Here is a 12,408-nt window from a genome sequence, read left to right on the forward strand (position 1 = left end):
CCAAAATTAACAGGCTTTTGAAGAAGAAAAAATAAAAATCTGTTACTTTGTAAAAAAACAACCTTTATTCAACCAATGACTTTACGCTTAAAAAATAAAACCGCCCTGATCACCGGAGGGGGCAGAGGCATCGGGGCCTCCATAGCTCTCGGTTTTGCGGCCGAAGGGGCCGACATCCTGCTCAACGAAATGCCCGGAGCAGACTACACCGAAGAACTCGCCGCACAAATCAGAGACATGGGGAGGCAATGCAAAATCTATTACGCCGACATTTCTTCCGTAGAACAGATCCGGAATATGTTTGCAGAAATCCGTGCTGACTTCGGAAAACTGGACGTGCTGGTCAACAATGCCGCCATTACCGGCTGGTCTGATTTCTTCGAAACTTCAGAAGAGCTTTTTGATAAAGTCATGAATACCAATATCAAAGGTACCTTATTCTCTTCTATCGAAGCCGCCAAAATCATGAAAGATAACGGCAAGGGAAGCATCATCAATATCTCCACCATCTGTGCTGCCCTGAGTGTGAAAAACCTCATTACTTACTCAACCAGTAAAGGAGGCATCCACGCCATGGCCGAACAAATGGCGGTTGAATTAGCTCCTTATAACATCAGGGTCAATACTTTCGGACCAGGCCCGATCAATGTGGAAAGGAACCTCCGCGAAGATCCCAATTACAGAACCAACTGGGGCAGAATGGTACCGATGGGCCGCACAGGCGAGCCCGAAGAGATGGTAGGACCGGCCTTATTCCTGGCCTCAGACGAGTCGGCTTATGTAACCGGCCAGCTGTTTTTTGTAGACGGCGGCTGGAGCGTACAAGGTAAAATCCCGGAAGACAGCATGAACAATCAACTCATGAACAGCGAAAAATAGTTACAAAAAATCGGGAGATTTTTTTGGCTGTTGTTATTTTTTCAATACTTTTGCAGTCCCAATCAAGATGGAGATTGTAGCTCAGTTGGTTAGAGCATCGGTTTGTGGTACCGAGGGTCGTGGGTTCGAGCCCCATCAGTCTCCCGGAAAGCGTGTCAGCAATGGCACGCTTTTTTGTTTTATGACTGTTTAGCTATTGGCAGTTAGATTTTAGTGGCTGCTCAGACGAAAAATACCTAATAACCGTGGTTGGTTAGAGCATCGGTTTGTGGTACCGAGGGTCGGGGTGGTGCGACACTCGCTTCGAGCCCCCATCCCTCTCCCGGAAAGCGTGTCAGCAACGACACGCTTTTTTGTTTTATGACTGTTTAGCTATTGGCAGTTAGATTTTAGTGGCTGCTCAGACGAAAAATACCTAATAACCGTGGTTGGTTAGAGCATCGGTTTGTGGTACCGAGGGTCGGGGTGGTGCGACACTCGCTTCGAACCCCCATCCCTCTCCCGGAAAGCGTGTCAGCAATGGCACGCTTTTTTGTTTTATGACTGTTTAGCTATTAGCAGTTAGATTTTAGTGGCTGCTCAGACGAAAAATACCTAATAACCGTGGTTGGTTAGAGCATCGGTTTGTGTTACCGAGGGGCTGGCGGTGCGACGAATCGCTTCGAGCCCCCATCCCTCTTCCAAAAGCGTTTCAGCAATGGCACGCTTTTTTGTTTTTTGGCTGTTTAGCTATTGGCTGGCAGCTTATTTCATGCACCGGCACCAAGTTAAATAATAAGAGTTGGCTTTAAAGTTTCTGGTGGAGTTGTCCCGTAGGGACAAAATATTTGTAAAAAGAATTTCTAAAATATGATTTCCCTCCCGGCGGCCCCGCCCGGCTTGACCACCAGGTCAGACGGAAATTAAACATATCCTGTTGAAGAATATGAAATATCTGCCACTGCCCCCACCTCCTTTAATTAATAAGCCCCGGCCTTCAGGACACGGGGCATTACACATTTATAATCATAAGCGACAAGGCCTCACAACCCTGAAAAATAAAGCTTGCAATCAAAAGCTAATGGCTCTCACTCAATTTACCTTATCAAAAACCAGGTCCAGCTTCATCTTAATATCCGAATCAATCAGCCCTTCTTTTACCAGTGCCAGCAGATTCATGCTCCTGTAAGTGATGCCCCACAACACCCGGTTGAAAGTCAGATCGGCCTGTACTTTAATTTTGTCACCGTCCTTTATAATAATAGCCGGAAACATAATGCCGTTGGTTACCCCTTTAATCGTCAGGTTACCGATCACCCTCACTTCATTGGCTTTCACACCCGGACTTACTTTCGTGATTACAAAATAGCTCTGCGGAAATTTCTTTGATGAGAAGAAATCATCAGACTTCAAATGCTCCGCAATACCATCCTTACCACTTTTATCTTCCGCCTTTTTATGACTTATGCTGTTCATGTCCATCACAAAACTTCCCCCTTTCATCAGTACATTACCATCCATAGACATCTTCCCGGACAGCAGCTCGATGGTACCGTCTATCACCCCGCCTACAGACTTCTTGCCGAACCATTTTAAAACACTTTGTTTTTTATTGATTTCATATTTCACCTCTGCGGGTTTCTCCGTCTTCGGAACTTCCGGGTTATGAAGGAGCAGGTGAAAGAGCAGAGAAATTTTCAGATAAAGCATAATGACTTGTTTTTAATTGTAAATGCCCAAATGTATCTCTCCGACAAGCCCTGATATGTAAACCGATGGTAAATCAAATGTAAATTCTCGTTAAGAACACTTTCGTGGAAGTGATCAGATGAAAAAATTTATGCTTAATTTTATGAGCAATACAGCCATCCCTTAAAAAGAGGAATTATTCAATGATCAGATCAAAAGCGTTTTTAGCAGGACTATCCGGTTCTGTCTTATTTATTATCACCACCATTTTCGGCGGGTTCCTTCATCCGGGATACAATCACATGACTCAGTTTATCAGCGAGCTATATGCACAAGGTGCCCCGGGTGCCGACATGCTTAAATATGCAGGATATATTCCAAGTGGTGTTTTTATCGTATTCTTTTCCATCTATGCCATCAAGGAGCTGCCCAAATCACCCCTGACTTTCGGAGGCTTCCTTATCATCGGGGTATTTTACGGCATCGGCACTGTACTTGCCAGTTTTTTCCCTTGCGACGAAGGCTGCAATCCTCAATACATTGACCCGAGTTTATCACAATTACTCCATAATCTCATCGGATTCCTGACTTACATCACCGTTCCTTTTGCCCTGCTGATCCTGGGCATCAGTGCCGTCAAATGGGGCAATGCCGAAAAACTCTCTTATCTGTCCTATTTCTGTGGTCTTTTATCCATTAGTTTTGTTTACCTGTTGTTTTCCGGAGACTCAGCTCCCTACACGGGTCTGTTTCAAAGAATCATAGAACTTTCTATCCTGGTCTGGATTATTAGTTGTTCTTCTTACCTGAACAGCAGAAAAAAACAATAAACATCAAAAGCAGATGGCCGTGTGTATCTGCAAAAATAAAAATCAGGTATTTTGAAAGCCCCCGGTAATGGGATCTGACAAACATTCAATCATTGATTCATTCTATCATTCTATCATTCATCCATTCTATCATTCATCCATTCTATCATTGAACATTCCCCCTCCAATCACTAAACATTCCCCCATTCACTAAATATATTGCTCTTTTTTAGCGAACTTTGCCTTTTGAAACAGAGATGAGATGAAAACAAAAGGTAATCAAAAGACCAAAATCAATATTGTCACACTGGGTTGTTCTAAAAACCTGGTGGACTCGGAAGTGTTATTTACACAGCTGAAAGGAAACGGAATGAATGTGAGTCACGAATCTTCGAAAGACGATTCGAACGTTGTCGTCATTAATACATGTGGATTTATAGACAATGCCAAGCAGGAATCTATAGACACCATTCTGAGATATGTTGAAGCCAAAGAAGCAGGCGTTGTCGATAAAGTATATGTAACAGGCTGTTTGTCGCACCGCTACAAAGATGATCTTGAAAAAGAAATCCCTCTTGTGGATTCGTGGTTCGGGACCAACGAGCTGCCCAGACTTCTGAAAACCCTGAAGGCAGATTACAAACATGAGCTGGTAGGTGAGCGTTTGCTGACCACCCCGGCCCACTATGCCTATCTGAAAATCGCCGAAGGCTGCGACAGGCCTTGCTCTTTCTGTGCTATTCCGCTTATGAGAGGCAAGCACGAATCACGTCCTATAGAAGAACTGGTATTGCAGGCTCAGAACCTGGCCAGAAAAGGCACCAAGGAACTTATCCTGATTGCCCAGGACCTGACTTATTTCGGACTGGATATTTATAAGAAAAGAAACCTGGCTGAACTCCTCGATAAACTGGCCGATGTGGAAGGTATCGACTGGATCAGACTTCAGTATGCTTATCCTTCAGGCTTCCCGCTGGATATCCTGGATGTGATGAAAAACCGCCCGAATGTCTGCAACTATCTCGATATGCCACTGCAACACGGTTCTTCGGAAATGCTCAAGATCATGAGAAGGGGAATAGACAGACCCAAAACAGAGGAACTGATCAACAAAATCCGTGAAAAAGTGCCGAATGTGGCCCTGAGAACCACCCTGATAGCCGGGCATCCCGGTGAAACAGAGGAAATGTTTGAAGAAATGTACTACTTCGTAGAGAAAATGAGGTTTGACCGCCTGGGTATTTTCCAATACTCACACGAAGACCAGACCCACTCCTTTTCTATGCCGGATGACATTGCCCCTGAGGTGAAGCAGGAAAGAACAGACATCATCATGGAACTACAGCAACAGATTTCACAGGAACTAAACCAGCAGAAAATCGGCAATACCTATAAAGTCCTTTTTGACAGAAAAGAAGGAGGTTACTTTATCGGCAGAACTGAACATGATTCTCCGGAAGTAGACAACGAAGTACTGGTTTCAGCTGAACAATATGTAAGATTGGGTGATTTTGCGAATGTAAAAATAAACCAGGCAGAAGAATTTGACCTTTACGGAACGGTGGTTTCTTAAACTACCGTTTTATCTCAGGTAACCCGGGAAACGCATAAAACGTAGCCCTATGGAAAAATCAAGACGGTTCAGATCAACAGGAAACTCCAGAGCGACATCGCCTCTGCCATCCCCAAAATTCAACTTATTGATTTTTCCATAATTATATCCCCCTTCAAGACTCAGGATAATGTCTCTTCCTGTGATGTCATTGCCCAGCAGAAAATCAAGCCCGAGGGTGGCTGCCGCTCCGTAGGACTTGCCTTTAAAATTAAAATCAACCCCGTTAGACTGGCCTTTGTTGGTATAAAAATGCATACCGGGACTCAAGCCCAGCACCACGTAAGTTTTAAAATCAATGCTTTTTCTGACATAAAATGCCGGTCCGACAAATTTGTGAGATATCTTATTGGACAAGGTGCCGTCGGTAACCGTTACACCGGTAATCAGGTGGGGATAAGTGAGTTTATCCGAGCTGTTTTTTGACTTGAAATCAGTATAAACAGCCCCAAGTCCAAAGTTATCCGTTATAAAATAAGCCGCGTCACCTCCGATCACCCAGCCCTTCAGCAGCTTTTCCTGGTACAACCCGAAAGCCTCCGTGTTGGTCCCTCCTTTATTGATGATATTGCCCAGCCCGGCTTTAATACCGACTCTGTACTTCATAAAATTCTGATAATCAGACTTTTTTTCAGGCTCCGTCAATCCCGTCAATTCCCTCTGTTCTTTTGCAGAAAGCGGCTTTTCAGTGGTTTTTGCTACCTGTTCTTTCTCTTTAACGACCTCTTTGGGAGCAGCTTCCTTTGTTTTTTCGGTATTATTGGCAGGCTTTTTAGTCTCTTTCGGGGGCTCTTCGGCTGGCTTTTTCTGAACAGGCGGCGGATTGCTGCCGGTCTTCGGAGACTGCTGGGTGCTTTCACCCGTTTTTTTAGTATTGTTAGACGGGTTATTTTTCCGGGTATCTATACGGGCCGGGGCATCTCCTGATGAAGCATTGGATGCCGGCAGTTTATCCTGCTTAACGATGTCTGCCGGGAAGTGGTTATACTTGAATGAACCTACCAGGTTTTTAAAGATTTCAGACCTCAGTACTTTATTATTAGCTCCCAAATAAGCATAAACAAAGCGTGAAGGTGTTTCGTCGAGGATTCTGCACCGGATTTGTTCTCCGGCCTGGGTTACGATAAGGTCTCTCTGGGCCACTAGCTTGGTGGACATTAACCCAAACAATACCAGGAATAATATTTTTGTAAAATTCGGACTCATAATTTTATATAATTCTGTGATTCACTCAATGATATTTTACAGGAAAGCAACTATTGATTAAAAATACGCAAAAATTGTACCGGAAAAAACATAACGGACAAAATGGACGCTGAAGCCGGGCTTAGTCTTTCTTTTTATCTGAAAAAGTTATTTAACGGTCAAAAACCTCATTATGCTACCATTCAATCATAAACCGTATTAAATTCTGTCGATTATTTTCATTAACGAATTTAAGTACTTAAACAATTGATTTTCATTTATTAAAGTATCGGATTGGCTTAAATTAACATACCGTTAACTAATTTTTTGGGCAATATTGTTGACTTATTAAATTTTATTTTTCTATCTTTCGAAAAATTCAATTTTTCTACAAATAAAAACCCAAGATGTATAATATGATATAAAGCTTTACGTTAACTAATTACCTAACAGAAAATGGAAAAAGTCCAAGTTAACGAGAGTGAGCTTGTATCAGCGTACATCCGTGGAGATGAAAGTGCCTTCGCCACGCTTGTTGAGCGTTACAAATCAAAAGTTTATACCACGATTTACCTTGTCGTCAAAGATGCCTATGTGGCAGAGGATTTAATGCAGGATACATTTATCAAAGCCATTAAAACCTTAAGAAACGGCAGATATAACGAAGAAGGAAAGTTTCTTCCGTGGATATTGAGGATTGCTCACAACCTTGCAATAGACTATTTCCGTAGAGCTAGACGCTATCCGAATGTAGTGTTTGAGGACGGAAGTAATGTGTTTAATTCGCTTAATTTTGCTGAGGATTCCATTGAATCAAAACAGATCAAAAAGGAATCACATGAACATCTCAGAAGCTTAATTAAGCGATTGCCTGATCAACAACGCGAGGTCTTAATCATGAGACACTATGAAGACTTAAGTTTTCAGGAAATCGCGGACGCGACAGGGGTGAGTATCAATACTGCATTAGGACGTATGCGTTACGCTCTCATTAATCTTAGAAAAATGATGAGTAAAACTAAATATGCCTATGACACAAACCTGTACATCGACGCAGAATGACGTAATTCGTTATGTTTATAACGAAACCACTCCTTCTGAGAATCTTATTATCGAGGAATCTATCTTACATGACAATGATTTATTAAGTTTCTATCTTAATTGCATTGACCTGAAAGAAGGGCTGAACAAAGTAAAAGTTTCACCCTCCGAAAAATCGACCAACAGGATTCTGGAATTTTCAAGAAATTATGTGCCCGTGATTTAATCACGGGTTTTTTTTGTTCTTAATTTTGAATGAATGAGTGATTCAAGGATAGGATTATTGTGATTAAAAATTAATTTTTCAATCATCATTCTGCATTGAGCATTGGCTTATATCTTCCGCTTAAGCTCAAAATGCATCCCCAGGTATACCCTTCTCACCATTTCATCGGCGGCGAGTTCTTCTGCGGTGCCTTGTTTAAGGATTTTACCTTCAAATAACAGGTAGGCCCTGTCGGTAATGGATAAGGTCTCATTTACGTTGTGGTCCGTAATAAGGATACCTATATTTCTGTGTTTCAGTCTGGCCACAATACCCTGGATTTCTTCAACGGCAATCGGGTCAACCCCCGCAAACGGCTCATCAAGTAAAATAAATTTCGGATCAACCGCCAGAGCCCTGGCAATTTCCGTCCGCCTCCTCTCCCCTCCTGACAATACGATACCCTTGTTTTTACGGACGTGGGTCAGACTGAATTCTTCCAGCAAGCCTTCCGTCTTTTCTCTCCTCTCTGCTTTCGACATTCCGGGCTTGGCCAGTTCCAGTACACCGAGAATATTCTCTTCTACCGTCAGATCTCTGAAAATCGAAGCTTCCTGTGCCAGGTACCCGATCCCCAGTTTGGCTCTTTTGTACATCGGCAGGCTCGTAATATCCAGGTCATCAAGCCAGACCTTACCTTCATTCGGTTTCACCAAACCAACGGCCATGTAGAAAGAAGTGGTTTTCCCGGCACCATTAGGTCCGAGCAATCCGACGATCTCTCCCTGAGCCACCTGGTAACTCACCTGATTATTGACCAGACGTTGTCCGTATTTTTTGATAAGATTTTCGGTCCGAAGAAGCATTTACACAAAAATTAAAATACAAATTGTTTGAAACCACAAAGTTAAGCCTAAATATCAGCTTTTCCTGTTAAAATATGTTACAATCAGGCAAACTTAATATCCCTGATAAACAATTGCAGGGAGGTCTGCCCTCTGAAGGTATTCTCATCAATGCTGTAAACCATATCGAAAGGACGGCCGGCCGCCAGGCCCTTGTAAAAATCGTCGACCATACCAAAACCGATCGCAGAAAGAACAGCTCCTGTTCCTGTATCGAGCACATCGATTTTAAGGTGTTTTTCTTTCAATATCCTGGGCGTGGAAGCCAGACGAAGGTTACGTGAAACAAAGACGGGCTGCATATTTTTGGGTCCGAATGGCGACATCTGCTTCAGAATCCGGTAAAATTTCCGGTCAATATCTGAAATTCCGATCTCCAGGTCAATGTTAATCTCAGGAATCAGGGGTTCGGCTCCCATCCGGTTATTCACCGCCGTATCAAAAGCAAGCCTGAACGCCTGAATGTTTTCAATCGGAATGGTCATCCCGGCGGCATGCATGTGGCCGCCAAACTGCTCCAGCAGATGGGAGCACTCCTCAATGGCTTCATAAAGGTTAAATCCGACAACGGACCTGGCCGAACCTGCGGCATAGTCTCCCGTGGTTTTTGTAAAAATAATGGTGGGCCTGTAAAAATGCTCTATGCATCGCGAGGCCACAATCCCAATGACGCCCTTATGCCAGTTTTCATTAAAAAGCACCGTACTTCTGGCCTGATTCAGCATCCACTCATCTCCCCTGATCATTCCCAGGGCCTCATCTGTTATTTTGGCATCCAGGCCTTTCCGCTCGGTATTATTTTCCTGGATTTTATACGCAAAAGCCAGGGCTTCATCAAAGTCATCGGAAAGTAAAAGTTCAACGGCAGCTTTCGCATGTTTGATCCTTCCGGCGGCATTGATCCGCGGCCCGATCACAAACACGACGCTTTCTATGCTCATTTCGCCCTGATGGCCGGCTACCTGCTTGAGGGCTTTCAGACTCTGACGAGGGTTCTCATTCATCTTTTTCAGCCCGAAATAGGCCAGAGTCCGGTTTTCTCCTACGATCGGAACAATATCGGAAGCGATACTGACCATGGCCAGATCAAGATATTCGCACAGTTTTTCAAAAGGAATGTCATTCCGAAGGCAATAGGCTGTCAGCAGCTTAAATCCTACGCCATTGCCGGTAAGCTCTTTGAAAGGATATTCACAATCTTTTCGTTTCGGATCCAGCACAGCCACAGCCTCAGGCAGGTCCTCCCCGGGCTCGTGGTGATCGCAAATGATAAAATCAATCCCGTATTTCTCCCTGGCATACTGCACCTTGTCGGCCGCCTTGATTCCGCAATCCAGACATATGATCAGTGAAACGCCCATTTCGGCCGCCTGATCGATCCCCTTCACCGACACCCCGTACCCTTCTGTATAACGGTCGGGATTATAATAAGTCAGGTGTTCGTAAAATCCGGACAGAAAACCATACACCAGGGCCACGGCGGTGGTACCATCCACATCATAATCTCCGTAAACCATGATTTTCTGATTCAGGCTGATCGCCTGTTCAAGCCTTTCTACAGCCCTGTCCATGTCTTTCATGAGAAACGGATCATGCAGATGACTCAGCTGAGGCCTGAAAAAAGTTTTGGCCTCATCAAAATCATGCACACCCCTCTGCCAAAGGATATTGGCTAAAACAGGGCTGATGCTGAGTTTTTCGATAAGTGATTGTGTGGCCTGAAGATCCTCAGCGGATTCAGGTAGTTGTTGTAATTTCCAGCGTTTCTCTACCATTACCCAAAATTAGGAAAAATAATTATCCCTGCGTGCTTTCCCCGCCATTGTATTTTCGGTTTTATTATCCCGGAAAACGCAAAACAGTATTCAAATTTACAAAAAGGCACAAAAAAAACGCCACGAAGGCGTTTTTTAAAACTATAAATGTATCTCTTACAAAATCACGGTAAGACTTTTTACAACAGCCACCAACCTGACAGCATCAAAAATACGCTGTTCGGATCCACCATGACTCTTTACAGAAGCTTCGTGCGAGGTAACACACATTTCGCAACCATTCAGGGCAGAGATGGCAAGGCTTAATAATTCAAAAAATTCTTTTCCCAATACCGGGTTCATCATGATAGACATCCTGATGCCGGCCTGGGCATTCTGATAGAACTCTTTGGCATGAAGGAAGTGTTTGAAACGGTAGAATACATTGTTTGCATTCATCAGAGACACGCACGAAACCACTTCATTGATCTCTTTCTGATCGGCACCCACAGCCAGTGCTTTTTCTTCCAGGGCTTTGATCAGCACCTCAGACTTCTCGTTGACAGCGGCAGAAAAGGCCAGTAAATATGCCTCTTTTTCTGTCAGGGAAGTAGCCTTAAGAGAATTTGAAAGATTGATTTTCAGATCTTTCAGATACCTGCTGTCCGATTCATTCAGTTTGTCAATCAGGGCACTTTCAAGCTCCGCAGATAAATTAACGATTTCGAACAGACTGTTTTTTGTGTTTGCAGTTACTCCAAACATATTTTTATGATTTAAAAAGAAACAGGAAGGTCCGGGACCTTCCTGTTTCTTTTGATTTCTTATTACTTAAGCGTTGATGGTCTCTTCGCCTTTTTTCCAGTTACAAGGACAAAGTTCGTCTGTCTGAAGAGCATCCAATACCCTTAAAACTTCGTCTACATTACGGCCGACAGAAAGATCATTGGCACATACCCATCTGATGACACCCTGAGGATCAACGATGTAGGTCACACGATAGGCGATTTTCTCATTAGCTTCAAGAATTCCCAATTCTTCAGCAAGCGACTTTGAAGTATCAGCCAGCATCGGGAAATGAAGACCTCTCAGATCGTCATGATTTTGCCTCCACGCCAGGTGAACAAACTCAGAGTCAGTAGAAGCACCGATCAAAACTGCATCACGATCAGAAAAATCTTCAACACGCTGATTGAAAGCGGCGATTTCTGTAGGACATACAAAAGTAAAGTCTTTCGGCCACCAGAACATCACCATCCACTTGTCTGCATTTTTGTGATCTTCCGAAGAGATTTCGTAGAATTCGTTACCTTTTTCAAGTGATACTACTGAAGTTTTTTTGAATTGAGGAAATTGTGATCCTAAACCTAACATATTGATTAATAATTTAATTATTTATTGATAAAATACAATTTATAAAAATTACCAGCCCGTAATTTTTTCACAAAAATACTACTCAATTATCAAATTACTAAACATTTCTGATTTTTTACGGATATTACCACACCCGGAATAGTGCAAAAGTTACAGTTCCGCAAATCATACAAAAACCTCCCGGAATCTTACTATAACCCTGCTGATCTGCAACGAATTGACTTCTCACTTTTTTTTCATAAATTGCTAAGAGGAAATCGTTAAATTTGCAAAAAAAAGGAAGCTAAATGTTATTCGGTCTTTTCCGCAAGGAAACTCCCAAAGAGGACTTAAAACACAAAAACCAGACAACTCTCGAGAACATTCTTGAGAAAAAAATCCCGTCTATGGCCCTGAAATATGCCATGGACCTGTGGATAGACCAACCGTTTTCATTTAAAGTGACCCGGACACGCAATACCTGTCTCGGGAATTACTCATTCCGGAACGGCCAGCATCAGATCACTGTCAATCATGACCTTAATCCGTATTCTTTTCTGATTACCTATATTCACGAAGTGGCACATCAACGCACACTGTTACAATACATGGGCAAAAGAAAAAGACCCTTGCCCCACGGCCAGGAGTGGAAAAACAATTTCAAGCAACTGATGGCCCCGGTTCTCAACAATTACGTTTTCCCGCCGGATGTCCTGAAAGTACTGAGTGCCCATATGCAAAACCCTGCAGCCTCTTCTTCGAAAGATCCGCTGCTGGTCAAAACCCTGGCCAGGTATTCAGAAAATCAGAATCCCGATAAACTATCGCTGGGTGAATTAAAAAACGGAAGTCTTTTTAACTTCCACAACAAAGTCTATAAAAAACTGGAAGATCGCAGAACCCGCACCCTGGTAGAAGCCACTGTGGGTAAACGAAAATATACGATTTCGTCTCACGCAGAAGTTGAACAGGTCAATTAAACACTATTTACTGCTTA

12 protein-coding genes and 1 tRNA gene are annotated in these 12,408 nt (G+C 43.2%); 7 read left to right on the forward strand and 6 right to left on the reverse strand.

The window, feature by feature from the left end; translation table 11 throughout:
* Nucleotides 1-75: 75 nt before the first annotated feature.
* Together GVN16_RS14080 and GVN16_RS14085 are read left to right on the forward strand one after the other, a co-directional pair.
* On the forward strand, nucleotides 76-879 hold the full coding sequence (locus GVN16_RS14080) for an SDR family NAD(P)-dependent oxidoreductase (RefSeq protein ID WP_166564541.1): 804 nt from the start codon (nucleotides 76-78) through the stop codon (nucleotides 877-879).
* A gap of 70 nt (nucleotides 880-949) precedes the next feature.
* Nucleotides 950-1,023: transfer RNA gene (locus GVN16_RS14085), tRNA-His, on the forward strand.
* A gap of 927 nt (nucleotides 1,024-1,950) precedes the next feature.
* On the opposite strand, the gene GVN16_RS14090 is transcribed toward GVN16_RS14085, so the two are convergent.
* Nucleotides 1,951-2,568 (reverse strand): YceI family protein, encoded by a 618-nt coding sequence (locus tag GVN16_RS14090; protein ID WP_166564542.1) that lies wholly within the window; start codon nucleotides 2,566-2,568, stop codon nucleotides 1,951-1,953.
* Between the two features lie 182 nt (nucleotides 2,569-2,750).
* Here GVN16_RS14090 and GVN16_RS14095 point away from each other — a divergent pair, with 182 nt between their 5' ends.
* Both GVN16_RS14095 and rimO read left to right on the forward strand, forming a co-directional pair.
* Nucleotides 2,751-3,377: a DUF998 domain-containing protein gene (locus tag GVN16_RS14095; RefSeq protein ID WP_166564543.1), complete on the forward strand. Its 627-nt coding sequence runs from the start codon at nucleotides 2,751-2,753 to the stop codon at nucleotides 3,375-3,377.
* Between the two features lie 241 nt (nucleotides 3,378-3,618).
* On the forward strand, nucleotides 3,619-4,929 hold the full coding sequence (gene rimO / locus GVN16_RS14100) for a 30S ribosomal protein S12 methylthiotransferase RimO (RefSeq protein WP_166564544.1): 1,311 nt from the start codon (nucleotides 3,619-3,621) through the stop codon (nucleotides 4,927-4,929).
* A 9-nt stretch (nucleotides 4,930-4,938) separates the two neighbouring features.
* Here the strand turns inward: rimO and GVN16_RS14105 are convergent, their stop codons facing one another.
* Nucleotides 4,939-6,174, reverse strand: a complete 1,236-nt coding sequence (locus tag GVN16_RS14105; protein WP_166564545.1) for an outer membrane beta-barrel protein — start codon at nucleotides 6,172-6,174, stop codon at nucleotides 4,939-4,941.
* Between the two features lie 435 nt (nucleotides 6,175-6,609).
* On the opposite strand from GVN16_RS14105, the gene GVN16_RS14110 reads away from it, so the two are divergent.
* Both GVN16_RS14110 and GVN16_RS14115 read left to right on the forward strand, forming a co-directional pair.
* Complete coding sequence (locus tag GVN16_RS14110) at nucleotides 6,610-7,215, forward strand: RNA polymerase sigma factor (RefSeq protein ID WP_166564546.1); 606 nt, start codon at nucleotides 6,610-6,612, stop codon at nucleotides 7,213-7,215.
* Nucleotides 7,184-7,420 carry a hypothetical protein gene (locus GVN16_RS14115; protein WP_229244181.1) on the forward strand — a complete coding sequence of 79 codons (237 nt, stop codon included), beginning with the start codon at nucleotides 7,184-7,186 and terminating at the stop codon, nucleotides 7,418-7,420. Before GVN16_RS14110 ends, GVN16_RS14115 begins: the two co-directional genes overlap by 32 nt.
* Before the next feature lie 107 nt (nucleotides 7,421-7,527).
* On the opposite strand, the gene lptB is transcribed toward GVN16_RS14115, so the two are convergent.
* The 4 genes from lptB to GVN16_RS14135 form a co-directional block, all read right to left on the reverse strand.
* Nucleotides 7,528-8,265, reverse strand: coding sequence for an LPS export ABC transporter ATP-binding protein (lptB, locus tag GVN16_RS14120; RefSeq protein ID WP_166564548.1), 738 nt, complete (start codon nucleotides 8,263-8,265; stop codon nucleotides 7,528-7,530).
* An 83-nt stretch (nucleotides 8,266-8,348) separates the two neighbouring features.
* Nucleotides 8,349-10,079 carry a single-stranded-DNA-specific exonuclease RecJ gene (gene recJ, locus GVN16_RS14125; protein WP_166564549.1) on the reverse strand — a complete coding sequence of 577 codons (1,731 nt, stop codon included), beginning with the start codon at nucleotides 10,077-10,079 and terminating at the stop codon, nucleotides 8,349-8,351.
* Nucleotides 10,080-10,235: 156 nt separating this feature from the next.
* Nucleotides 10,236-10,823, reverse strand: a complete 588-nt coding sequence (locus GVN16_RS14130) for a carboxymuconolactone decarboxylase family protein (RefSeq protein WP_166564550.1) — start codon at nucleotides 10,821-10,823, stop codon at nucleotides 10,236-10,238.
* 66 nt (nucleotides 10,824-10,889) lie between these two features.
* On the reverse strand, nucleotides 10,890-11,432 hold the full coding sequence (locus tag GVN16_RS14135; protein ID WP_166564551.1) for a peroxiredoxin: 543 nt from the start codon (nucleotides 11,430-11,432) through the stop codon (nucleotides 10,890-10,892).
* Between the two features lie 287 nt (nucleotides 11,433-11,719).
* On the opposite strand from GVN16_RS14135, the gene GVN16_RS14140 reads away from it, so the two are divergent.
* Nucleotides 11,720-12,391, forward strand: coding sequence for a SprT family zinc-dependent metalloprotease (locus GVN16_RS14140; RefSeq protein ID WP_166564552.1), 672 nt, complete (start codon nucleotides 11,720-11,722; stop codon nucleotides 12,389-12,391).
* The last annotated feature ends 17 nt before the right edge of the window (nucleotides 12,392-12,408 follow it).

It is taken from the genome of Emticicia sp. CRIBPO (assembly GCF_009905725.1).
Classification (GTDB): Bacteria; Bacteroidota; Bacteroidia; order Cytophagales; family Spirosomataceae; genus Leadbetterella.

What these genes read in the sequence shown, in the direction of transcription:
- GVN16_RS14115 (WP_229244181.1), top strand. Translation starts at nt 7,184, where the DNA reads ATGACACAAACCTGTACATCGACGCAGAATGACGTAATTCGTTATGTT.
- GVN16_RS14095 (WP_166564543.1), top strand. Translation starts at nt 2,751, where the DNA reads ATGATCAGATCAAAAGCGTTTTTAGCAGGACTATCCGGTTCTGTCTTA.
- recJ (WP_166564549.1), bottom strand. Translation starts at nt 10,079, where the DNA reads ATGGTAGAGAAACGCTGGAAATTACAACAACTACCTGAATCCGCTGAG.
- lptB (WP_166564548.1), bottom strand. Translation starts at nt 8,265, where the DNA reads ATGCTTCTTCGGACCGAAAATCTTATCAAAAAATACGGACAACGTCTG.
- GVN16_RS14140 (WP_166564552.1), top strand. Translation starts at nt 11,720, where the DNA reads ATGTTATTCGGTCTTTTCCGCAAGGAAACTCCCAAAGAGGACTTAAAA.
- GVN16_RS14130 (WP_166564550.1), bottom strand. Translation starts at nt 10,823, where the DNA reads ATGTTTGGAGTAACTGCAAACACAAAAAACAGTCTGTTCGAAATCGTT.
- GVN16_RS14090 (WP_166564542.1), bottom strand. Translation starts at nt 2,568, where the DNA reads ATGCTTTATCTGAAAATTTCTCTGCTCTTTCACCTGCTCCTTCATAAC.
- GVN16_RS14135 (WP_166564551.1), bottom strand. Translation starts at nt 11,432, where the DNA reads ATGTTAGGTTTAGGATCACAATTTCCTCAATTCAAAAAAACTTCAGTA.
- GVN16_RS14080 (WP_166564541.1), top strand. Translation starts at nt 76, where the DNA reads ATGACTTTACGCTTAAAAAATAAAACCGCCCTGATCACCGGAGGGGGC.
- GVN16_RS14105 (WP_166564545.1), bottom strand. Translation starts at nt 6,174, where the DNA reads ATGAGTCCGAATTTTACAAAAATATTATTCCTGGTATTGTTTGGGTTA.
- GVN16_RS14110 (WP_166564546.1), top strand. Translation starts at nt 6,610, where the DNA reads ATGGAAAAAGTCCAAGTTAACGAGAGTGAGCTTGTATCAGCGTACATC.
- rimO (WP_166564544.1), top strand. Translation starts at nt 3,619, where the DNA reads ATGAAAACAAAAGGTAATCAAAAGACCAAAATCAATATTGTCACACTG.